This window comes from Bradyrhizobium sp. 153 (assembly GCF_023073835.1).
GTDB lineage: Bacteria > Pseudomonadota > Alphaproteobacteria > Rhizobiales > Xanthobacteraceae > Bradyrhizobium.
Window position 1 is genome coordinate 103,116 of sequence record NZ_JADPKH010000120.1, and the last position, 20,597, is coordinate 123,712.

At 64.0% G+C, this 20,597-nt stretch carries 20 protein-coding genes and 1 pseudogene; 16 read left to right on the forward strand and 5 right to left on the reverse strand.

Going from position 1 to position 20,597, the window contains the following annotated elements:
- Positions 1-162 precede the first annotated feature (162 nt).
- From IVA91_RS28265 to IVA91_RS28285, 5 genes are all read left to right on the forward strand, one after another.
- Positions 163-1,278, forward strand: a complete 1,116-nt coding sequence (locus IVA91_RS28265; RefSeq protein WP_247280126.1) for an ATP-dependent RecD-like DNA helicase — start codon at positions 163-165, stop codon at positions 1,276-1,278.
- Positions 1,279-1,519: 241 nt separating this feature from the next.
- Positions 1,520-2,230 (forward strand): peptide-methionine (S)-S-oxide reductase MsrA, encoded by a 711-nt coding sequence (gene msrA / locus IVA91_RS28270; RefSeq protein ID WP_247280127.1) that lies wholly within the window; start codon positions 1,520-1,522, stop codon positions 2,228-2,230.
- 29 nt (positions 2,231-2,259) lie between these two features.
- Positions 2,260-2,679: a peptide-methionine (R)-S-oxide reductase MsrB gene (gene msrB, locus IVA91_RS28275; RefSeq protein ID WP_247280128.1), complete on the forward strand. Its 420-nt coding sequence runs from the start codon at positions 2,260-2,262 to the stop codon at positions 2,677-2,679.
- A 104-nt stretch (positions 2,680-2,783) separates the two neighbouring features.
- The gene (locus IVA91_RS28280) at positions 2,784-2,948 is read left to right on the forward strand and encodes a DUF3309 family protein (protein ID WP_060737078.1); all 165 of its coding nucleotides are present in this window, start codon (positions 2,784-2,786) and stop codon (positions 2,946-2,948) included.
- 214 nt (positions 2,949-3,162) lie between these two features.
- Positions 3,163-3,447, forward strand: a complete 285-nt coding sequence (locus tag IVA91_RS28285) for a hypothetical protein (RefSeq protein WP_247280129.1) — start codon at positions 3,163-3,165, stop codon at positions 3,445-3,447.
- Between the two features lie 160 nt (positions 3,448-3,607).
- Here IVA91_RS28285 and IVA91_RS28290 read toward each other — a convergent pair whose 3' ends face one another.
- Positions 3,608-4,150: a DUF4112 domain-containing protein gene (locus IVA91_RS28290; protein ID WP_247280130.1), complete on the reverse strand. Its 543-nt coding sequence runs from the start codon at positions 4,148-4,150 to the stop codon at positions 3,608-3,610.
- 61 nt (positions 4,151-4,211) lie between these two features.
- A complete protein-coding gene (locus tag IVA91_RS28295; RefSeq protein ID WP_247280131.1) occupies positions 4,212-4,637 on the reverse strand; it encodes a DUF5413 family protein in 426 nt (141 codons plus the stop codon).
- 145 nt (positions 4,638-4,782) lie between these two features.
- Between IVA91_RS28295 and IVA91_RS28300 the strand changes: the two genes are divergently transcribed.
- The 3 genes from IVA91_RS28300 to IVA91_RS28310 all read left to right on the forward strand — a co-directional run bounded on the left by IVA91_RS28300 (position 4,783) and on the right by IVA91_RS28310 (position 5,808).
- On the forward strand, positions 4,783-5,025 hold the full coding sequence (locus tag IVA91_RS28300; RefSeq protein ID WP_247280132.1) for a hypothetical protein: 243 nt from the start codon (positions 4,783-4,785) through the stop codon (positions 5,023-5,025).
- Positions 5,026-5,056: 31 nt separating this feature from the next.
- Positions 5,057-5,287, forward strand: a complete 231-nt coding sequence (locus IVA91_RS28305) for a hypothetical protein (protein WP_247280133.1) — start codon at positions 5,057-5,059, stop codon at positions 5,285-5,287.
- A gap of 179 nt (positions 5,288-5,466) precedes the next feature.
- On the forward strand, positions 5,467-5,808 hold the full coding sequence (locus IVA91_RS28310; protein WP_247280134.1) for a hypothetical protein: 342 nt from the start codon (positions 5,467-5,469) through the stop codon (positions 5,806-5,808).
- Positions 5,809-5,988: 180 nt separating this feature from the next.
- On the opposite strand, the gene IVA91_RS28315 is transcribed toward IVA91_RS28310, so the two are convergent.
- Both IVA91_RS28315 and IVA91_RS28320 read right to left on the reverse strand, forming a co-directional pair.
- A complete protein-coding gene (locus IVA91_RS28315) occupies positions 5,989-7,605 on the reverse strand; it encodes a hypothetical protein (protein WP_247280135.1) in 1,617 nt (538 codons plus the stop codon).
- A gap of 37 nt (positions 7,606-7,642) precedes the next feature.
- Positions 7,643-8,935 carry an adenylosuccinate synthase gene (locus IVA91_RS28320; protein WP_247280136.1) on the reverse strand — a complete coding sequence of 431 codons (1,293 nt, stop codon included), beginning with the start codon at positions 8,933-8,935 and terminating at the stop codon, positions 7,643-7,645.
- 423 nt (positions 8,936-9,358) lie between these two features.
- On the opposite strand from IVA91_RS28320, the gene IVA91_RS28325 reads away from it, so the two are divergent.
- The 3 genes from IVA91_RS28325 to IVA91_RS28335 all read left to right on the forward strand — a co-directional run bounded on the left by IVA91_RS28325 (position 9,359) and on the right by IVA91_RS28335 (position 12,482).
- Positions 9,359-10,291, forward strand: coding sequence for a DMT family transporter (locus IVA91_RS28325; RefSeq protein WP_247280137.1), 933 nt, complete (start codon positions 9,359-9,361; stop codon positions 10,289-10,291).
- A 179-nt stretch (positions 10,292-10,470) separates the two neighbouring features.
- The gene (locus IVA91_RS28330) at positions 10,471-11,406 is read left to right on the forward strand and encodes a DMT family transporter (RefSeq protein ID WP_247459698.1); all 936 of its coding nucleotides are present in this window, start codon (positions 10,471-10,473) and stop codon (positions 11,404-11,406) included.
- Between the two features lie 98 nt (positions 11,407-11,504).
- Positions 11,505-12,482: a tripartite tricarboxylate transporter substrate binding protein gene (locus tag IVA91_RS28335; RefSeq protein ID WP_247280139.1), complete on the forward strand. Its 978-nt coding sequence runs from the start codon at positions 11,505-11,507 to the stop codon at positions 12,480-12,482.
- 186 nt (positions 12,483-12,668) lie between these two features.
- Here the strand turns inward: IVA91_RS28335 and IVA91_RS28340 are convergent, their stop codons facing one another.
- Positions 12,669-14,354 (reverse strand): methyl-accepting chemotaxis protein, encoded by a 1,686-nt coding sequence (locus tag IVA91_RS28340; RefSeq protein WP_247280140.1) that lies wholly within the window; start codon positions 14,352-14,354, stop codon positions 12,669-12,671.
- A 251-nt stretch (positions 14,355-14,605) separates the two neighbouring features.
- Between IVA91_RS28340 and IVA91_RS28345 the strand changes: the two genes are divergently transcribed.
- From IVA91_RS28345 to IVA91_RS28365, 5 genes and pseudogenes are all read left to right on the forward strand, one after another.
- On the forward strand, positions 14,606-15,649 hold the full coding sequence (locus tag IVA91_RS28345) for a C-terminal binding protein (protein WP_247280141.1): 1,044 nt from the start codon (positions 14,606-14,608) through the stop codon (positions 15,647-15,649).
- A gap of 84 nt (positions 15,650-15,733) precedes the next feature.
- Complete coding sequence (locus IVA91_RS28350) at positions 15,734-17,083, forward strand: extracellular solute-binding protein (protein WP_247280142.1); 1,350 nt, start codon at positions 15,734-15,736, stop codon at positions 17,081-17,083.
- A 140-nt stretch (positions 17,084-17,223) separates the two neighbouring features.
- Entirely contained in the window at positions 17,224-18,180 is a 957-nt protein-coding gene (locus IVA91_RS28355) for a sugar ABC transporter permease (protein WP_247280143.1), read from the forward strand.
- Positions 18,173-19,072 carry a carbohydrate ABC transporter permease gene (locus IVA91_RS28360; RefSeq protein ID WP_091888289.1) on the forward strand — a complete coding sequence of 300 codons (900 nt, stop codon included), beginning with the start codon at positions 18,173-18,175 and terminating at the stop codon, positions 19,070-19,072. The genes IVA91_RS28355 and IVA91_RS28360 overlap by 8 nt, the downstream gene beginning before the upstream one ends.
- An 86-nt stretch (positions 19,073-19,158) precedes the next feature.
- A pseudogene (locus tag IVA91_RS28365) lies at positions 19,159-20,515 on the forward strand (esterase-like activity of phytase family protein).
- The last annotated feature ends 82 nt before the right edge of the window (positions 20,516-20,597 follow it).

The window sequence follows — 20,597 nt, forward strand, 5'->3', positions numbered from 1 at the left end:
CTCCCACATTGTTCTTGTTGGCCTCATCTTAGTGCGTGAGGCAACGCTGTCTACGGAGCAGCAATTCCGCCGTGCGGGAGAATGACTTGATTGCAGCGAACGAACGGTTAGTTTGCCAGTGGCGACTCATTTAAGTGTGGCGCCCGCTCTTCCTGGAAAGCCATGCCGACATTCACCCCGCATCAAGACGCCGCGCTCAAGGCCGTTGGCGATTGGCTGAAAGCAAAACCCGGCCGCGGCGGCACGCCGCCGGTGTTCCGCCTGTTCGGCTTTGCCGGCACCGGCAAGACCACGCTGGCGCGGCACATCGCCGAGGGCGTCGACGGTGAGGTGAAGTTTGCCGCTTTCACCGGCAAGGCGGCGCTGGTGATGCGCAACAAGGGTTGCGACGATGCCTCCACCATTCACTCCCTGATCTATCGCGCCCGCGAATCCGGCGAGGAGCAGCCGAGCTTCGAGCTGTGGGACGACGCGCCGGCCTCAAAAGCCAAGCTGATCGTGATCGACGAATGCTCGATGGTCGACGCCGAATTGGGGCGGGACCTAATGTCGTTCGATTGCCCGCTGCTGGTGCTGGGCGATCCCGCGCAGCTTCCTCCGATCCAGGGCGGCGGCTTCTTCACCAATTCGGAGCCCGACGCGATGCTGACCGAGGTACATCGCCAGGCCCAGGACGATCCGATCGTGCGGATGTCGATGGATGTGCGCGAAGGCCGCGAGCTCGACATCGGCCGTTACGGCGAGAGCGAGGTGGTGTCGCGCAAGGAGCTCGATCCCGACCGGGTCATGGGCGCCGACCAGGTGCTGGTCGGCCGCAACAACACCCGACGCGCCTACAACATGCGGGTGCGCCAGCGCCAGAACATCGAGGACGCCTTTCCGGTCGCCGGCGACAAGCTGGTGTGCCTGCGCAACAACCGCAAGAAGGGCCTGTTCAACGGCGGCCTGTGGCGCGTGAAGTCGCGCAACACGTCGCGCTCGAAATCGCGCATTCTCAGCATGCGGCTGTCGCCGGACGAGGATTTCGGCCACAAGGTGACGAAGGTCTCGGTGCGCGCCGACTGCTTCGAGGGCGGCGTCGAGCAGATCGCCTGGGAGCAGCGCAAGCCCTATGACGAGTTCGACTACGGCTACGTGCTCACGGTGCACAAGTCGCAAGGCTCGCAATGGGACGACGTCGTGCTGTTCGACGAGAGCTTTGCGTTCCAGGACTCCAGGGCGCGTTGGCTATATACGGGGATCACGCGCGCGGCGAAGCGGCTCTCCATCGTCGTTTAAGGTTCGGGGCCGAAGCGTCGTGACACTGGCCATTCCGAGCAGCTCGAACTATGGCGTGCACTTGCGCAGCTGAGAATCTCGAGCCGCCCGGAATGACGAGTTGCTCACTTCACGGACTCGTGTCCGGCATTAAGTAATAATGGCCCGGCCGGCCCGTATCTCGGGTAACGAACTGCCGCCAAGCGGGCTGTTCGCTTGACGCCAATCGCCCTACACTAACGCCTTCGAACGAGGATGCGCCATGAGCCGAATTCCTTTCCGTACCCTGTCCCTGTTTGCCGCGACCGCCGCATTGGCGTTTTCGTTCACCGTGCCGTCGATGGCCGCGGAGGATGCGGTCGTGATCCCCGCTCCCGCTATGGATGCAGCGCCCGCGAGCGGAATCCAGACCGCCGTCGTCGCCGGCGGCTGCTTCTGGGGCGTTCAGGGCGTCTTCCAGCACACCGCGGGCGTCGTCAACGCCGTCTCCGGCTATGCCGGCGGCACCAAGGCGACTGCCGACTACCAGACCGTCTCGAGCGGCCGCACCGGTCACGCCGAGTCCGTCGAGATCAAGTACGACCCGAAGAAGATTACGTACGGAAAGATTCTCCAGATCTACTTCTCGGTGGTGCACGATCCGACCCAGCTCAACCGGCAGGGCCCTGACGTGGGCCCGCAATACCGCTCGGCGATCTTCACCACCTCCGACGAGCAGAAGAAGGTGGCGGAGGCCTATATCGCCCAGCTCAACGCGGCCCGGGTCTTCAACAAGCCGATCGTAACCAAGGTCGGCGCGCTGGAGGCGTTCTATCCGGCCGAGGCCTATCACCAGGATTATCTGACGCTGCACCCGAACCAGCCTTACATCGCCTATAACGACATCCCCAAGGTCGAGAACCTGAAAAAACTGTTCGCGGATAATTACATTGAAAAGCCGACGCTGGTGAATGCCAGCAAGGCCACCAACTGATCACGACATGAGCGAGAAACGGGAGACCCATGCCCGATCCCAAGACGAAAACAACTGACGACAAGCTCATCAAGAGCGAAGAGCAGTGGCGGCGCGAGCTGACGCCGATGCAGTACGCGGTGCTGCGCGAGAAGGCGACTGAACGTCCCTTCTCCGGCGAATATGAGCACGACGAGCGCGCCGGCACCTATGTCTGCGCCGGCTGCGGCAACGAGCTGTTCTCTTCGGATGCCAAGTTCGATTCCGGCTGCGGCTGGCCGAGCTTCACCCAGCCCGCCGTCGAGAGCCATATCGACGAGGAGCGCGACACCAGCCACGGCATGATCCGCACCGAGGTGCTGTGCGCCAAGTGCAGCGGCCATCTCGGCCATGTCTTCCCCGACGGCCCTGGGCCAACCGGCCTGCGTTACTGCATCAACTCCGCCGCGCTGAAGCTCGAGCCGAAATAAACTCGGGGCATCACCGGTTCCGTTACGGAACCCGGCGAACGCAATGGGCTTTTCTTTCGTGGCGGTGCGGCCATCGCATTTGGCGCCTGTCAGGGGAGAATGCCATGTCACTCGGGACCATCCTGATCATCCTGGTGATCATCTACCTGCTGGGCGGGCTCTCCGGCCGGATCGGCGGTTATGGCTATGGCCTCGGCCATTCCGGCATGGGGATCGGCGGCGTCGTGCTCGTGGTGCTGGTCGTGCTGTTGCTTCTCGGCAAGTTGTAAATCATGCAACGCTTTGAAATTGTTTGATTTATCGCGCGCGCGGGGCTGCCATGCGCGGATTCATCATCTCGCATCGCGGGGGTCGCATTTTTGTCAAATCGGCCTATATTAGTGGACGAAAATGCCATGTGCGGCGGGCCCGCTCGATTGCGGCCTCTGCCCTCCCCAACCCCACGCGCTTAAAGCCCCAGAGAAGATCACGAGGTCTTTGACCATGCGTCCACTGCGTCCGTTCAACTTCAACACCTCCGCCGAACTCTTCCCCGCCGCGATCCGCAAGAAGAAGCGCGCGGGCTTCACCTATCGCCGGTTCGGCACCGCGGCCGAAGCCGTGCAGTTCGCGATGGAGCAGTTGCCGACGGATTCGCTGAACGGCGCCTATCTCCAGGTCGAGGAAGCGCGCTTCGACCAGAACGGCATCCGCTCGCTCTATGAGAGTGAGGCCTTCCCGTTGCCCCGCCGTCGCAAGCCGGCGGAGACCGATGCCGACGCGGCGTAAGCTTTCGTAAAGCCATGTGACGCGGCGTAAGCTTTCGTAAAGCCATGTAATGTGCGCTGAAAGTAATGTGCGCTGAAAGCGCGATGGCCGAAGGGCCGTCGCGCTTTTTGCGTTTCCCCCCGCCCCGCTTGCGGGGATGGGCGAAGAATGCGCGCGACGCTTAAATCCGCGGCTGCTTCTCCAGCCAGCGGCGGAGCAGCCGCACGTTGCGCATGTTGGCGCGGAACATGACGTCGAAGGCGTCGCCCGCGAACGGGACCAGGCCGAACACGCCGTCAACCGCGACATTGCCGAGCATGCGCGCCGTGATGTACCAGGGCGCGCCCAACGCCCTCGCCTCGCGCACCAGCCACAACGAGATCGCGGTGGTGATGATGTCGCCGACGACCGGGATCAGCCCGATCAGCCCGTCGATACCGTAGCGGATATTGGTGCCGGGCAGGATGAAGGCAACGTCGAGCAACTTTGCGATCGCCTCGAGCCGCGCGATCCGCTGCTCGCGCGTCAGATTGCCGAACGGATTGCCTTGCCCGAATTCGAAGCGAAACTCGCGAAATCCCTGCTCCAGCGTCTCAGGGCGGATCTCGTGACCCTCCTGGTCGATGATCGGCCCGCGCGCTTGCTTAGCCGCAAAGGTCGCATGCGAGCCGCTTCCCGAACGGGATCGGCGCGGAGCAAGGATGTCGTCGTCGGACATGGACATGGCTTCCAAAGAACGCGCCGCGGCGGCGGAGGTTGCTGGGCCGCGCCCGAAGGTCGCGCACTCAGGTTGGTGCGGTCACTGCCTGCGGCTCCTCGACATATCTATGCACGAACCAGGATGAAATCACTGCCGGTACGAACCCGACGAGGCCGTACAGGATGAACTGCACGGCGCCCGAATCCGGCCCGCGCGAGCTGTAGGTCATCGAGGCCAGGACGAAGGCGAACAGACCGACCAGCAGCATCCGCAGGACCGGGCCGATCCGTCTGATGTGGATTAGGATGTCGTCGACCGCGCCGATCATCAGCGAGGGCAGGAAGCCGAACAGATAGCTGTATTGCAGGGTCTTGAAGAAGACTGCGAACAGCTTGCCGACCTCGCCGAGGCTGGTCTGGGTCCAATAGCCGGACTGATAGGTCGTCGTGAGCAGCAGCAGGAACCCGCCGACGAACGGACCGACCAGCGCAAACACCAGATAGCGTTTCATCGAGCACCCTCTTAACTTCGACAGCCTTATAGCAGCGCCGGCGGGAACCTTGAATAGCGGGGCGCAGGCTGCGCCTGAAGGGAACAAGTGGCAAAGCGACGAGTTCATGCAGGACCTGAATTGTCCCTGTCAGATTGGAGCCCCGATGCCCCGTAGACTTGTTCTGGCGACATTCGCGCTGGCAGCCCTGACGGGTCTGTCGAACGCACCTGCTCTCGCCCAAGGCCACATGGGCACGCCGCAGGAGCAGAAGGCCTGCTCGCGGGATGCATCGCGCCTGTGCCGCAAGGACCTCGGCAATGACGGTGCGGTTCAGAGTTGCCTGCAAGCCAACCGGGCCAAGCTGTCGAAGTCTTGCAGCAAGGTGTTTCAGAGTCACGGAATGTGAGGACCGGAACCCGCGAACGGAGTGTGAAGCCATGCTGCGCGATGAACAACTCTCGATCCTGCGGGACATCAGCCAGTCCGTTGCCTTCGCCGACGATCGCCACGGCAAGATCGGCGAACTGATCGCCGATGGTTATGTGATGAAGGACGGCGATCTGTTCGAACTCACGGCCAAGGGCGTCAGCGCGGTCGAAGAACACGCCGCATCACTCGGCACGAGCGATGCGGCGCAAGCGAGCCCTCGCCCTGATCGGTTGATCTGACCGCGCGCGCCGGCTTTGCGTGACTCGCGCGCAACAATTGCAAATTCCTTCACGCAGACCATTGCAGCTCCGTGACAATGGCGCATACTTCGCTCGGGCGGCGCAGCACTTTCGATTCGAACATCAAGTAATCGAGCGACCACATGCGGGACCAAAGTTCCCGACGTGAAGGCTGTGACATGCGGCAGATCAAGCCGCGTGCGGCGCCCCAAAATCAAGTGGCTCAAGCCCACGAACTCGGGGACCCATTCCGCATGACACGCTATCAGACGATCGCAACTCTCTTCGCCGTCGCCGCCACCGCCATCGCATTCCAGACATCACCTGGTCTCGCCTTCTCGTCCGAAGCGCAGCAGATGTGCTCGGGCGATGCGATGCGGCTGTGCTCCAGTGAAATTCCCGACATCCCCCGGATCAGGGCCTGCATGGTGCGGAACAAGGCACATGTCAGTCCCGGCTGCCGCGCCGTAATGGACCGCGAGCACGCCGCATCGCGCAAGCGGGAAGCCGCCGCGCAGTAAGGCCGTTCAATTTCGATTGCACCGCTGACCGCGAGAGAGCTCGCTTCACCTCCCGTAGGGAGAGGTCGGAGCGCATCGCAGATGCGATCCGGGTGAGTGGTTGCAGTCTCACAAAATGGCGCGGCCCCTCACCCGGATTGCTGCAATCCGAGATCTCCCTGCTGGGGAGAGGTGAAGAGCTCAATCGCCCCACTGCGCGAACGCGTCGTTGAAGACGCGCTCGCCGGGGGCGCCCTTCTCGATCGCGATGATGGCGCGGCGCTGATTGGCGTAGACCAGCGGCACGTCGAACCAGGAGCGCTCCTTCAGGAGCTGGACGTTGCGGGCGCGGTCGGCGTCGACATTGGAAAGGCCGACCAGGAAGAAGCCATCGGTGACCTTGACGGCGAGGCCGGCGAGCGGCGTACCGCGCGCCTGCTCGTTCGACTTCATCAGGATGCCCGGCACGTTGGAGACGCTGCCGCCCGGAAAGTCCTGCGGAAGGATGAAGGTCAATTCCGCGGTGTGGCTCGCCGGCAGCGAGGAATCGGTGTTACGGCGGAACGACATCGTCATCTTGAACTTGCGGTCGGGGATCTCGATGTCGGCGCGCACGGCGATGTCGGCCTTCTGGTTGCCGGACGCCTTGATCGGCTCCAGCCGCCATACCACCGAGCCGACATATTGCTTGCCCTTCGGATCGGACGGATCCTCGTCGTAGAGCACGACCTTCTGCGCCACCGGCGCGACCGGCTGGTCGCTCGCCGAAGGCTGGCCGACCCGATCCGGGATCTTCGGCTTGGTCTGCGGCTGGGCCGGATTCGGCGCCTCCACCACCTGGGTCGCGGACGGCTTGAGAAAGCCGTTGACGATCTGGACCAGCTGCTTGCCCCAGAGGATGCCGGCCCCAACCAGGATCAGCACGATGCCGACCGCGATCGCGCTCTTGAACGGGAAGGCGGAGCCGGTGCGGACGCGCTTCTTGGCGTCGCGCTCGGCTGCAATGCGCGCACGCTGCGACGGCGGCTGCGGCGTGTAGCGCTCGGCCTCCTCGACCGACTCGTCGTAGGAATAGGGCGCCTCGGACTCGCCGGTGCGGTCTTCCAGGCTCGGCTCCAGCCGGTCGAACTCCGGCGAGGGCGAGGGCACGTTGGCGTAGGTGCGGCGCGCGGCGCGGCTCGCCTGCGCGGCGGCGCCGCCGAGATCGTTGGCATCGGCCGTGATGTCGCGGAAGCCGCGCACGCCCGGTGCGGGTGGTAGCGGTGGCGGCGGGCCCATGTCCGGCGGGCGGCGCGCACCCGCGCGATCGCGTCCGGCCGGTGGAGGCGTCTGCGGCTCCGCCGTCGGCGGCGGAGCGGACGGGCCGGGCTGGCGCGGGGCGTCGAAACGCGGCGCACGCGGCGGCCGCGGCGCGTCGCCCTGATCGTCAGCACCAAAGGACGGGCGGTCGGCACGCGGCGGCGTCGGGGCCGGACGCGCGCGCGGCGGGGCCGGCTGAGATGCGGGAGCGTTGCCTTCGGCCGCGCGGGCGCTAGCCCGGCGGAAGGCATCGCCGCTGCCGCCAGGGCGAGTGCCCCCACCGGGGCGCGAGGCCTCGCGGGCGCGCTGGGCGGCCTCCGATTCGACCTTGCGGACGGCCTCTTCCAGCGACAGCCGTTCGCGGGTGATCTCGGATTCGGAGAGCGGCGGCTGCACGCTGCGGAGCTGCGCGATCAGCGCCGTGCGCGCCCGCTCATAGAGCGCGCGACGGCTTTCGCCGGGAGCGTTGGGGTCCAGGGCGGCAATAGCGCGGGCGATCAGCGGATAGTAATCAGCCATTTCAACTCAACTATACGCGCGTCCTGGTAAGATATCGTTAAGCTTCAAACGGATTTTGCACCAGGATAGTATCTTCGCGTTCGGGGCTGGTGGAAAGCAGCGCGACCGGGCACCCCACCAATTCCTCGATCCGGCGGACATATTTGATGGCCTGGGCCGGCAGGTCGGCCCAGGACCGTGCGCTGGCGGTCGGCTCCTTCCAGCCCTCGATCGTCTCGTAGATCGGCTCGACCCGGCTTTGCGCGCCCTCACCGGCGGGGAAATGGTCGATCTCCTTGCCGTCGAGCCTGTAGCCGGTGCAGACCTCGATCGTGTCGAAGCCGTCGAGGATGTCGAGCTTGGTCAGCGCCAGGCCGTTGATGCCGCAGGTCCGGACCGCCTGGCGGACCAGCACGGCGTCGAACCAACCGCAACGGCGGGGCCGACCGGTATTGGTGCCGAACTCGCGGCCGCGCTCGCCAATCTTGCGGCCGGTCTCGTTGTCCTGCTCGGTCGGGAACGGGCCCTGGCCGACGCGGGTCGTATAGGCCTTGCACAGGCCAAGCACGTAACCGACCGCGGCCGGCCCGAGGCCGGCGCCGGTCGCCGCCTGCGCCGCCACCGTGTTGGACGAGGTGACGTAGGGATAAGTGCCGTGATCGACGTCGAGCAGCGCGCCTTGCGCGCCCTCGAACAGCATGCGCTTGCCTTCGCGCCGCTTGATATCGAGCAGCCGCCAGACCGTCTCGGCATAGGGCAGCAGCTGCGGCGCCATCGCCATCAGTTCTTTCAGGATCACCGCGCTGTCGAATTCCGGCAGGTTGAGGCCGCGGCGCAGCGCGTTGTGATGCGCCAGCAGGCGATCGATCTTGTGCGGCAGCGTCTGATGATCAGCAAGATCCATCAGGCGGATGGCGCGGCGGCCGACCTTGTCCTCATAGGCAGGTCCAATGCCGCGGCGCGTGGTGCCGATCGCGGTCGCTGCGCTGGCGGATTCGCGGTGCGCATCGAGCTCGCGGTGCAGCGGCAGGATCAGCGTGACGTTTTCCGCGACGCGCAGATTGTCAGGGCTGACATCGACCCCCTGCGCCCTGAGCTTGGCGACCTCGTCGAGGAAGGCGGCGGGATCGAACACCACGCCGTTGCCGATCACGGACAGCTTGCCCTCGCGCAGTACGCCGGAGGGCAGCAGCGCGAGCTTGTAGGTCTTGCCGTTGATCACGAGCGTGTGGCCGGCGTTATGGCCGCCCTGGAAGCGGACGACGATGTCCGCCTGCTCCGACAACCAGTCGACGATCTTGCCCTTCCCTTCGTCGCCCCACTGGGCGCCGACGACGACAACATTGGCCATTCGCGGGTAATCCCTGTTCAATCTGTCTCTAGGAGGCATGATCCTCGCGGAAAACCGGTGCCCACTCTTCCGGGATCATGCCTGCGCCCAGCCCAATCGGCGGCCGGAGCCGCCCGCACGCAAGGCAGCCAACCGGATAAAGGAAGCAGCCCCTCTAAGCAAGCAAGAACGGGGCTTTTTCGGGGCTCGGAAGGCCATCCAAGCCTTTGATATCCCCCGAAAATCCAGAGACCTTCCAGAGCCGAGCCAAAGCCTCGACCAAAGCGCTAGACGCGATCTCGGCCGCTGCATGGTCGCGATGCATCCGTCCCCCATTGATGCAACCTCGATTTCCGTGTCTTTGAACGGCGCCGGGCTATGAACCGGCCCGGATCTCGCCGGGCCGGACGCCTCGGCGCATGACGCGGGGCCATAGCCATCACAATGTCTGCCACGGGCCAGAGCACAGGCGCCGAAACCGCCGGCCAAACCTGGATTGCCAACCAGCCTTATCTGCTGCTCAGCATCACCGCGCTGTGCTGGGCCGGCAATGCCATCGTCGGTCGGCTCGCCGCCGGCCACATCCCGCCGGTGACGCTGTCATTCCTGCGCTGGTCCTTCGCCTTCCTGCTGGTGCTGCCGTTCGCCTGGAAACATCTTGCGCAGGACTGGCCCGCGATCCGCGGCCGGCTCGGCCTGATGATCACGCTCTCGATCACCGGCATCGGCGCCTTCAACACGCTGCAATATTGGGCGCTGGAGCATACCCAGGCCCTGAACACGCTGCTGCTCCAGTCTGCCGCCCCGCTGATCGTGGCGCTGTGGTCGCTGGCCATTCTGGGGATCAGGCTCACCGCGGCGCAGGCATTCGGCGTGCTGCTGTCGATGTGCGGCGTGCTCACGATCCTGCTGCATGGCGATTTCACCACGCTGTCGAACATCGAGTTCAACAAGGGCGACCTCATCTTCATCGTCGCGCTGGTCATTTTCGCGCTCTATTCGGTACTGACCCTGAAGCGTCCGCCGATGCACGGCCTGTCCTTCCTCGCCTTCACCTTCGGCTGCGGCGCCGCCTGCCTCATTCCGCTGGAGATCTGGGAATTGATCGAGCGCCCCGTGATGAAGCTCGACGGGCCGAACCTGCTGACCCTATTCTACGTCGCAGTGTTCCCCTCGGCGCTCGCCTATCTCTGCTTCAATCGCGGCGTCCGCCTGATTGGCGCCAATCGCGCCGCGCCGTTCTTCCATGTCGTGCCAGTGTTCGGCTCGATCATGGCGATCGTGTTCCTGGGCGAACACCCGCAGGTCTTCCATTTCCTCGGCTTCGCGCTGGTGCTGGCGGGCGTGTTCGTGGCGTCACGCAAGCAGGCGAGTTAGCAACGTATCCAAGCGGAGCGCTGCCATCACCTCTCCTCTTGTGGGAGAGCGGATGAGCACATTGCGTCCAACATATTAACCGCCAATGACGCGTCCCCGGGTCATGCCTGCATTGTAGCATTGCGGCCGCGTGACTTGTGTCATGACGGCAATCCGGCGCAAGCTCGTATCCGACGCCAATGACGATCGCTTCCCCCGCGCCAGCGGCCTCCAATACGGCCAGTTGGCTCAACAACCAGCCTTATCTGCTGCTGAGCCTGAGCTCGTTGTTCTGGGCCGGCAACATCGTGCTCGCGCGTCATGTCGGCGCGCATGTGCCGCCACTGACCGTGACCACGATCCGCTGGTTCGGCGTGTTCCTGATCCTGTTGCCGTTCGCCTGGCCGCATCTGAAGCGCGACTGGCCTGCCTTGCGCAACAGCCTGCCCCTGATGCTGTTCCTGTCGCTGGTGGGATTTGCCTTCAACAACGCGATCTCGTACTGGGCAATGCAATACACGGAGGCGCTGAACGCGTTGCTGATCCAGTCGGCAGGTCCGCTGTTCGTGGCGCTGTGGTCGCTGGTGCTGTTTGGGGTGCGGCTGACCGGTGCGCAGTTCGCGGGCATCGCGATCTCGCTTCTCGGCGTGCTGATCATCATCCTACGCGGCGATCTCGCCGCACTCGCGAGCATCAGCTTCAACAGAGGCGACATCATGTTCGCCTCCTCCCTGGTAGCGTTCGGTCTCTATTCGGCCTTCATCCCGCGCCGGCCAAAAATTCACCAGCTCTCCTTCCTGTCCTTCACCACCTGCTGCGGCGCGACGATGCTGCTGCCGACTGCGATCTGGGAGGCTCTAAGCGGCCGCGTGCTGCAGTTCGGCGGCACGACGCTGGCAACGCTCGGCTATATCCTGATCTTCCCCTCGACGCTGGCCTATCTCTTCTTCAACCGCGGCGTCGCGCTGATCGGCCCGAACCGCGCCGCGCCGTTCTTCCATCTAGTGCCGGTGTTCGGCTCGGCGATGGCGATCCTGCTGCTCGGCGAAAAGCTCCAGCCGTTCCACCTGATCGGCTACGCGCTGGTGCTCGCCGGCGTCGTGATCGCCTCGCGCCAGGGTTCGGCGGCGAAGTAAATTCCGCGGCGCGGAGACACGGCGACAAACTCACCGCTTCCGATTTCAACGAGGAGACGCTAGGTTCCCCGCCAACGACAAAGAGGGAACGTCCAGACATGATTTCAGCGTTGACTCGAAACCTGCGTGCCATCGGCGCGGCCGCATTGTGCCTCGCCGCCGCATCCACGGCCGAGGCCGACAATTATCCGAGCCGCAACATCACGCTGGTGTTGCCGTTCGCGGCCGGCAGCGGCACCGACACCACGACGCGGCTGATCTCGCAGCATCTGTCGCAGGCGCTCGGCGTCGGCATCGTGATCGAGAACAAGGCGGGCGCCAATGGTATGCTCGCCGCAACCTACGTCGCGAAGGCCGCTCCCGACGGCTACACGCTGCTGGTGACGACCAACACCACGCATTCGGCCAATCCCTATCTGCTCAAGAGCCTCACTTACGATCCGGTCAAGGATTTCACGCCGATCGCGCGCACCGGCGACCTGCCTTTCATGCTGGTCGTCAACCCGGAAGTGCCGGCCAAGACTGTCGGCGAGCTGGTCGCCTATGGCAAGGCCAATCCGGGCAAGCTGAGCTACGCTTCGGGCTCGTCCTCGGCGATCGTGTCCGGCGCGACCTTTGCCCACAATGCCGGGCTCGACCTGTTGCACGTGCCCTACAAGAGCTCGCCGCCGGCGCTCAACGACGTCATGGGTGGCCGCGTCTCGATGATGTTCGTCGACATCCTGACCGGCCTGCCGCATGTCAACGGCAACGCGCTGCGCGCGCTCGCGGTCACCACCAAGGAGCGCTCGCCGCTGGTGCCGCATCTGCCCTCGATGCAGGAGGCCGGCGTGCCGGACTTCGACATCTCGTCATGGCAGGGCTATTTCGGCCCGGCCGGCATGCCCAAGGAGATCGTGACGCGGCTCAATACCGAGATCAGGAAGATCGTCGAGAATCCGGAGATCAAGGCGAAGCTCGCCACCCTCGGCATGGACGCCTTCTCGGGCACACCGGAGCAGCTCGGCACCTTCGTGAACGAGCAGCTCGTGCTGTGGGAGAAGCTGATCACGAACGCGAAGATCGAGAAGCAGTAGGCGTGCTCCTCGGACGATGTCATCGTCCGCGGAGGCGGACGATCCAGTATTCCGGAGGTGCCTGTATTTGAACCGAGAGGCCGCGGCGTACTGGATGCCCCGCCTTCGCGCGGCATGACAGTCGAGAGAAAAGGGTGGGCACGACGCTTTGCGTCTTTGCCCACTCTACGAGTTCAGCGCACGGGCTTACGCCGCGCGCACCTTGACGAGGAAGCTGTCCACGGCGCTGCGCAGCGCGCCGGACTGGTTGTCCAGCTCGCGGGCGTTGGTGAGCACGTCGCTGGCTGCACTGCCGGTCGCTTCCGCGGCCGACGTGACGCTGCCGATATGGGCGTTGATCTCGCTCGAGCCGGCCGCAACCGACTGGATGTTGCGGGCGATCTCGCGGGTCGCTTCGCCCTGCTGCTCGATCGATGCCGAAATGCCCGCGGTGATTTCGCTCATCTCGGCGATCGTCTGGGTGATGCCGGTGATGGCCGTGACCGCGTCGCTGGTCGAGGTCTGCATCGCCGCGACCTGCGCGGAGATCTCCTCGGTCGCCTTCGCAGTCTGGTTGGCGAGCGCCTTGACCTCAGAGGCGACGACCGCGAATCCGCGGCCGGATTCACCGGCGCGTGCCGCTTCGATGGTGGCATTGAGCGCGAGCAGGTTGGTCTGCGCGGCGATCGAATGGATCAGCTTGACGACCTCGCCGATCTTCTCGGCGCCGGTCGAGAGCACCTGCACGGTGGCGTTGGTCCGCTCGGCGTCGCTGACGGCGCGGCTGGCGACTTCGGTCGAGCGGGTGACCTGGCGGGAGATTTCCGCAACCGAGCTCGACAGCTCTTCGGCGGCAGCGGCAACCGTGCCGACATTGCCGGAGGCCTTTTGCGAGGCAGCGCCGACCGTTGCGGCACGCGAGGAGGCATCGGTCGCGGTCGCGGTCATCGACTGCGCCGTGCTCTGCATGCCGGCGGCGGCCGAGGAGACCGAGCGGACGATGCCGTTGACGCTGCGTTCGAAGTCGTTGGCGATGTCTTCCATCGCGCTGCGACGTTCCGCCGCGGCACGCTCCTTGGCGTCCGCCTCGGTCTTCTCGAGGTCGCGGATGCGGACCGCATTGTCCTTGAAGATCTGCACGGTCGAGGCCATCGCGCCGACTTCGTCGCCGCGGCCGACGCCGGGAATGTCGCCCTCGAGCTTGCCATCCGCGAGGTCCTTCATACGGGCGCCGAGCAGCGCCAGCGGACGGCTGATGCCGCGGCCGATCAGCCAAGCGACGCTGCCGGCAACGATGACGATGCCGAGCAAGGCCAGGCCGAGCAGCCAATAGACCGGGCCCATTCTCGCGTCGATGTCGTCGAGATAGGCGCCGGTGCCGAGATACATGTCGAAGCCAGGCACGGCGACTGCATATCCGATCTTGCGGATCGGCTTCTCCTGGCCGGGCTTCACATATTCATAATACAGCAGGATCGAACCCTTCGCCTTGACGCCGTCCATCAGCTCGAGCGACAGCTTGCGGCCGTTGGTCACGACGTCCATGCGGTTGGTGCCGATCTGCTTCGGATCGGGCGCAAGCTGGGTGATGCCGTCGTACGACGTGCCGAACAGGTAGCCCGCGCCGTTGTCATAGGTCATCGCGTTGCCATAGCGGCGAAGTTCGGCCAGGGCCGCATCCTTGGTCAGCTCGCCGGCATCGACGCGCTTCTTCAGAGCGCCCGCGTAGTTGCATGCCAGCTCGACGATAGCCTTGGCCTGATCGATGCGTGCATTCACCATCTCCTGCTTCATCAGGTAGCCGGCAAGGACACCGGAGATGCACAGGCCCAACAAGGTGACCCCGACAAGAATGCCGAGCTTCGGGGCGATCTTCAGATTGCTCAATTTCACGGGGTGGCTCCGGCAATGACGGGATACGGGCACGCGACCAGTTCGATCAAAATCGAATCAACTTTTATGTGTGAGCCCTTATCAAGTTACTTACGGTCATCCGTAGAAGCCCGGACGCAGCCGCACAAACCGGCAATTTATCTCCGCGCCAACAACCGGGAATTGTACGCGGCCGCGTCGATTTCGCGTAAAAGACGCAAAGGTCAGCCACGAAGGCAGGCCACAACAAGAAACCAAATCGGGAGCAGAAAATGCCGAAATACAGGGTGGTGACGCCGAAGGGCGCGAGCTTCACGGTCGCGGGCAGCGATTACTCCTATGAGCGCGAGGCGCTCGATCCGATCGATGCAGAGATCGTCGAGGCGCCGGCCGACGAGGCCGGGTTCGTCGCCGCCGCGAAAAACGCCGACGCCATCTATGCCAAGGGCATCCCGATCACCAAGAGCATCATCGACAGCTTAGAAAACTGCAAGGTCATTACGCTCGGCTCGGTCGGCGTCGACAGCGTCGACGTCAAGGCCGCCACCGCCCGCGGAATTCCCGTCACCAACATCCCCGACACCTTCATCGAGGAGGTCGCCGACCACGCCATGATGCTGTTGCTCGCGGGCTTCCGTCGCCTGGTCGAGCAGGATCGCATGGTGCGCGACGGCCGCTGGGCCGAGGGCCGGCCGGCGCTGCTCAAGATCCCGCGGCTGATGGGCCAGACGCTCGGCTTCATCTCGTTCGGCCGCGTCGCGCGCGCGGTTGCGAAACGCGCAGCGCCCTTCGGCCTGCGCATGATGGCCTATGATCCCTTCATCCAGGAAACGCTGATGTACGACCACGGCGTGATCCCGGCGACGCTGAACGAGGTGCTGTCGCAATCCGACTTCGTCTCGATGCACGCCCCCGCCCGGCCCGAGGTCCATCACATGCTGACCGAGAAGCACTTCCGGCAGATGAAGAAGGGCTCGATCTTCATCAACACCGGGCGCGGTGCCACGGTGGACGAGGAGAGCCTGATCAAGGCGCTCCAGGAGGGCTGGATCGCGCATGCCGCCCTCGACGTGCTGGAGAAAGAGCCGCCCTCGCACAACAATCCCCTGCTCGGCATGGAGAACGTGACCCTGACCGCCCACGTCGCTTCGGCCTCGGCACGGTTCGACGAGGCGCGCAAGCGCCGCGTGGGCTACGAATTGTCACTGGTGCTTCAGGGCATGTGGCCAGTAAGCTGCGTCAATCCGTCGGTGCTGCAAAGCACCGCGCTCCGCCGCTGGCAACCGATCAGCATGGATCGCGGGCCGAACAGCTAGGCGGCCGGCGCAAAGGCGCCGGAAACCGGAACGGCCCTTCACCGGCGATCAACGCCGGGGAGGGAGACATCAAGGGAGGAACTGATGAGGAACGACATCACGCGTCGTGATGCCTTGGCGCTGGGCCTGTCTGCTGCAACGCTCGCGGCCACCGGTGCTGCAGCGCAAACAACGCCATCAACGATCAAGGCTGCCGATGTGGCGGCACCGAAACTCGCGATCGAGAAGGGCGCGTCCTTGCGCATGCTGCGCCCGGTACGCTTCGTCCAGGCCGACGAGGACGTGTTCCGCGCCAATGCGGCAAAGTTCACCAAGGATACCGGGGTCGAGGTCAAGGTCGACTTCGTCGGCTGGGAAGATATCAATCAGCAGACCGCAGTGACCGCCAATTCCGGCGCCGGCCCCGACATCATTATCGGCTTCTCCGATGCTCCGCACATCTATATCGACAAGTTGATCGAGCTGACTGATGTCGCCGACTATCTCGGCAAGCGTTATGGCGGCTGGCTGCCGCTGGCGCAGCGCTACGGCAAGAAGAACAAGAGCGATACGTGGATCGGGCTGCCGTTCGGCGCCACCGCCGGCCCCCTCATCTACCGCAAGTCGGTCCTGCAATCGGTCGGCTTCGACAAAGTGCCGGAGGACCATGCCGGCGTCCTCGACCTGTGCCAGAAGCTGCACAAGGCCGGCAAGCCGGCCGGCTTCGCGCTCGGCAATGCCAAGGGCGATGGCAACGGTTTTGCGAGCTGGGCGCTGTGGTCGCACAACGGATCCCTGCTCGACGAAGAGGGCAACGTCACGATCAACAGCAAGGAGACCATCGCCGCGTTGAACTGGGTCAAGCAGCTCTACCCGACCTTCATCGCCGGCACGACGTCGTGGAACGACGTCAGCAACAACCGCGCCTATTCCTCGCAGGAGATCTCCCTGACCGCCAATGGCGTTTCGCTGTACTTCTCGCTGAAGAACGATCCTGCCACCAAGGCGATCGCCGAGGACAGCGAGCATCAGCTGCTGCCGAAGGGCCTGGCCAAGGTCTCTCCGATGGCGGGCCTGACGCTGAACGCAATGGTGTTCAAGCACAGCCAGTACCCCAACGCGGCGAAGGCATTCCTGCAATACATGCTGGAAAAGGACCAGTACGAGCCGTGGCTCAATGCCAACTCCGGCTACTGGTCGCAGCCGCTGGCCGCCTACGCCGAGTCCGCCGTGTGGTCGCAGGATCCCAAGGTGAAGCTGTTCAAGGACACGATGAACAGCACCTATTACGACGGCTACAAGGGCCCGATCTCGACAGCGACGGGAGCCGTCAGCGCCGACTACGTGCTGATCCAGATGTTCGCGTCCGTTGCGACCGGCGCTGCCACGCCGGAGGCGGCTGCCGCAGAAGCCGAGCAGCGGTGCAAGCGGTACTTCCGGCGGCAGGGGCGGTAAAAACTCACGACAAGGCAGCCGTCATTGCGAGGAGCGAAGCGACGACGCAATCCAGACCGTAACCGCGGAGACAGACTGGATTGCCTCGCTTCGCTCGCAATGATTGCGGTAGCGACAGCCCAAGACAGGACGCCGAACCGATGTCCGTGACCACCTTCTCCTCCCCCGTTCTCGCGCAGCGGCAGCCGAACTGGCTGGTGCGGCTGTTCGACTACAAGCCGTTCCTGATCATGATGTGTCTGGCGCCTGCGATTGGGCTGCTCGCGGTGTTCCTGACTTATCCGCTCGGCCTGGGCATCTGGCTCGCCTTCACCGACACCACGATCGGCCGGCGTGGCATCTACGTCGGCTTCGAAAATTTCCAGTATCTCCTCACCGATTCCCTTTGGTGGAACGCGGTGTTCTACAGCGTGGTCTACACGGCCGTCGCGACCTTCGGAAAGTTCGCACTCGGTTTCTGGCTCGCGCTGCTGCTCAACAACCATTTTCCGTTCAAGAGCGTGCTGCGTGCGATCATCCTGCTGCCCTGGATCGTGCCGACCGTGCTGTCGGCGCTGGCGTTCTGGTGGATCTACGATCCGCAATTCTCGATCATCTCGTATCTGCTGGTCGACGTGCTGCATTGGCGCTCCAGCAACATCGACTTCCTCGGCTCGGCCTGGCCGGCCCGTTTCTCGCTGATCGCCGCCAATATCTGGCGCGGCATTCCCTTCGTCGCGATCTCGCTGCTGGCGGGGCTCCAGACCATCTCGCCCTCGCTCTACGAGGCTGCGATGCTCGACGGCGCCAGCGCCTGGCAGCGTTTCCGCTACATCACGTTCCCGATGATGATGCCGATCCTCGCCATCGTCATGACCTTCTCGATCATCTTCACCTTCACCGACTTCCAGCTGGTCTACGCCATCACCCGTGGCGGGCCCGGCAACTCGACCCATCTGCTGGCAACGCTTGCCTTCCAGCGCGGCATCGCCGGTGGCGAGCTCGGCGAGGGTGCCGCGATCGCGGTGTCGATGATCCCGTTCCTGGTGTTCGCGACGCTGTTCTCTTATTTCGGACTGGCGCGTCGCAAATGGCAGCAGGGAGAGAGCAATGACTGATACAGTCGCCCAACCGGCTGTCGCCGACGCGAAGGCAGCGCCCGACACGATGGCGTGGGATTCCGGGCTGCGGCGGCTGATGATGATCTATCTGCCGCTCGGCTGCTTCGTACTTATCCTGCTGTTCCCGTTCTACTGGATGGCGATCACCTCGTTCAAGCCGAACGCGGAGCTGATGAATTACAAGGAGCACAATCCGTTCTGGATCTCGTCGCCCACGCTGGCGCACATCAAGCACCTCTTGTTCAACACCGCTTATCCGCATTGGTTGTGGACGACGATGCTGGTCGCGATCGGCTCGACCACGCTGTCGCTGATCGCGAGCACGCTTGCCGCTTACGCCATCGAACGCCTGCGCTTCCGCGGCAGTCCCTATGTCGGTCTCGGCATTTATCTCGCTTATCTCGTGCCGCCGTCGATCCTGTTCATTCCGCTCGCCACCGTCGTCGTGCAGTTCGGCCTGTTCGACTCACCGCTTGCGCTGATCCTGGTCTATCCGACCTTCCTGGTGCCGTTCTGCACCTGGCTCCTGATCGGCTATTTCAAGTCGATTCCCTACGAGCTCGAGGAATGCGCGCTGGTCGACGGCGCCACGCGGCTGCAGATCCTGAGGCGGATCACGCTGCCGCTGGCGGTACCCGGCTTGATCTCGGCCGGCATCTTCTCCTTCACGCTGTCCTGGAACGAGTTCATCTACGCGCTCGCCTTCATCCAGAGCGGCGCCAACAAGACCGTGCCGGTCGCGATCCTGACCGAGCTCGTCACCGGCGACGTCTATCAGTGGGGTGCGCTGATGGCCGGCTCGCTGCTCGGCTCGCTGCCGGTTGCGATCTTCTACTCCCTGTTCGTGGATTATTACGTGTCGTCGCTGACGGGCGCGGTAAAGGAGTAGATGGGCAACTGCGGCGTTTGGCCCGGCTTCACAAAACTGCAATGTGCCGTCCGCATAAGGCGTGCGTCCGCCAACAGGAGACGTACATGCGCGCGACTTTTCTCGGCACCGTCGCAACGATCATTCTCACCGCGAGCGCCGCGCTCGCGCAGAGCGAAGGTGAATTCCCCGCCAAACTCGTCGGCCACGTGGTGATGCCGGCCGAATCGTTCATCGACGCACCCGCCGATGCGCCAGCCGATCTCAAGACCTCGGGCAAATACACGACGGGCAAGCGCGTCGACGCGCTCGGCACCGTGATGGGCAAGTCCTATGAGCGGGCGACGGGCGTGTCGCTGCCGTTCAGGGGCCAGCCGCTGCAGGGTCATTCCGGCATCAAGACCATGCCGGACGGCACGTTCTGGGTGATCACCGACAACGGTATGGGCGCGCGTGCCAACTCGCCGGATTCGATGCTATACCTGAACCACTACAAGATGGATTGGACGAGCGGCAAGATCGAGCGGCTGGAGACCATCTTCCTGCACGATCCCGACAGACGCGTGCCGTTCCGCATCGTTCATGAGGATACCCAGAAGCGCTATCTCACCGGCTCGGACTTCGACACCGAGGGCTTCCAGATCATCGCCGACAGCTTCTGGATCGGCGACGAGTTCGGCCCCTATATCCTGAAAGGCCGACAAAACCGGCAAGATCTTGGCCGTGTTCGAGACGGTCGCCGATGGCAAGCCGGTGCGCTCGCCGGACAATTGGGCAGTGGGAACGCCGGCCGCGCCGGGCGCGACCTACACTAATGTCAACCTCCGCCGTTCCAAGGGTTTTGAGGGCTTTGCATCGTCCAAGGACGGCAAATTCCTCTACGGCCTGCTCGAAGGACCGCTGTGGGACGCCGACAAGAAGGACTGGGAAAAGGTCGACGGCAAGGAAGCCTCCCGCATCCTCGAATTCGACGTCGCTGCCGAGAAATTCACCGGACGCTACTGGCAGTATGTGTTCGAACAGAACGGCAATGCCATCGGCGACTTCAACATGGTCGACCCGACCAGCGGCCTCGTCATCGAGCGCGACAACGGCGAAGGCACCGCGGACAAGTCTTGCCCGCAAGGCACCCGCGGCGAGAACTGCTTTCCTGACCTCGCCAAATTCAAGCGCATCTACAAGATCGAGCTCACCGATGCCAATGTCGGCAAGCCCGTGCGCAAGATCGGCTATATCGACCTCTTGAAGATCAGGGATCCCGACAAGAAGGCGAGGAAGCCGCTCAATGACGGCGTCTACACCTTCCCGTTCTTCACCATCGAGAACGTCGATCGCGTCGACGACACTCACATCATCGTCGGCAACGACAACAATCTGCCGTTCTCGTCCAGCCGCGACCCCAACAAGGCCGACGATAACGAGTTCATGCTGCTGGAGGTCGCGGATTTCCTGAAGGCGAAGTGAGGCGACGCTCTCTCGATACGGCCATCGCCGGGCTCGACCGGGCGGTCCAGTCCGCCGCGGCGGCGGTGTGATACGGAAATGC

Coding starts and splice junctions, on each gene's coding strand:
- IVA91_RS28265 (WP_247280126.1), top strand. CDS start 163: ATGCCGACATTCACCCCGCATCAAGACGCCGCGCTCAAGGCCGTTGGC.
- msrA (WP_247280127.1), top strand. CDS start 1,520: ATGAGCCGAATTCCTTTCCGTACCCTGTCCCTGTTTGCCGCGACCGCC.
- msrB (WP_247280128.1), top strand. CDS start 2,260: ATGCCCGATCCCAAGACGAAAACAACTGACGACAAGCTCATCAAGAGC.
- IVA91_RS28280 (WP_060737078.1), top strand. CDS start 2,784: ATGTCACTCGGGACCATCCTGATCATCCTGGTGATCATCTACCTGCTG.
- IVA91_RS28285 (WP_247280129.1), top strand. CDS start 3,163: ATGCGTCCACTGCGTCCGTTCAACTTCAACACCTCCGCCGAACTCTTC.
- IVA91_RS28290 (WP_247280130.1), bottom strand. CDS start 4,150: ATGTCCATGTCCGACGACGACATCCTTGCTCCGCGCCGATCCCGTTCG.
- IVA91_RS28295 (WP_247280131.1), bottom strand. CDS start 4,637: ATGAAACGCTATCTGGTGTTTGCGCTGGTCGGTCCGTTCGTCGGCGGG.
- IVA91_RS28300 (WP_247280132.1), top strand. CDS start 4,783: ATGCCCCGTAGACTTGTTCTGGCGACATTCGCGCTGGCAGCCCTGACG.
- IVA91_RS28305 (WP_247280133.1), top strand. CDS start 5,057: ATGCTGCGCGATGAACAACTCTCGATCCTGCGGGACATCAGCCAGTCC.
- IVA91_RS28310 (WP_247280134.1), top strand. CDS start 5,467: ATGCGGCAGATCAAGCCGCGTGCGGCGCCCCAAAATCAAGTGGCTCAA.
- IVA91_RS28315 (WP_247280135.1), bottom strand. CDS start 7,605: ATGGCTGATTACTATCCGCTGATCGCCCGCGCTATTGCCGCCCTGGAC.
- IVA91_RS28320 (WP_247280136.1), bottom strand. CDS start 8,935: ATGGCCAATGTTGTCGTCGTCGGCGCCCAGTGGGGCGACGAAGGGAAG.
- IVA91_RS28325 (WP_247280137.1), top strand. CDS start 9,359: ATGTCTGCCACGGGCCAGAGCACAGGCGCCGAAACCGCCGGCCAAACC.
- IVA91_RS28330 (WP_247459698.1), top strand. CDS start 10,471: ATGACGATCGCTTCCCCCGCGCCAGCGGCCTCCAATACGGCCAGTTGG.
- IVA91_RS28335 (WP_247280139.1), top strand. CDS start 11,505: ATGATTTCAGCGTTGACTCGAAACCTGCGTGCCATCGGCGCGGCCGCA.
- IVA91_RS28345 (WP_247280141.1), top strand. CDS start 14,606: ATGCCGAAATACAGGGTGGTGACGCCGAAGGGCGCGAGCTTCACGGTC.
- IVA91_RS28350 (WP_247280142.1), top strand. CDS start 15,734: ATGAGGAACGACATCACGCGTCGTGATGCCTTGGCGCTGGGCCTGTCT.
- IVA91_RS28355 (WP_247280143.1), top strand. CDS start 17,224: ATGTCCGTGACCACCTTCTCCTCCCCCGTTCTCGCGCAGCGGCAGCCG.
- IVA91_RS28360 (WP_091888289.1), top strand. CDS start 18,173: ATGACTGATACAGTCGCCCAACCGGCTGTCGCCGACGCGAAGGCAGCG.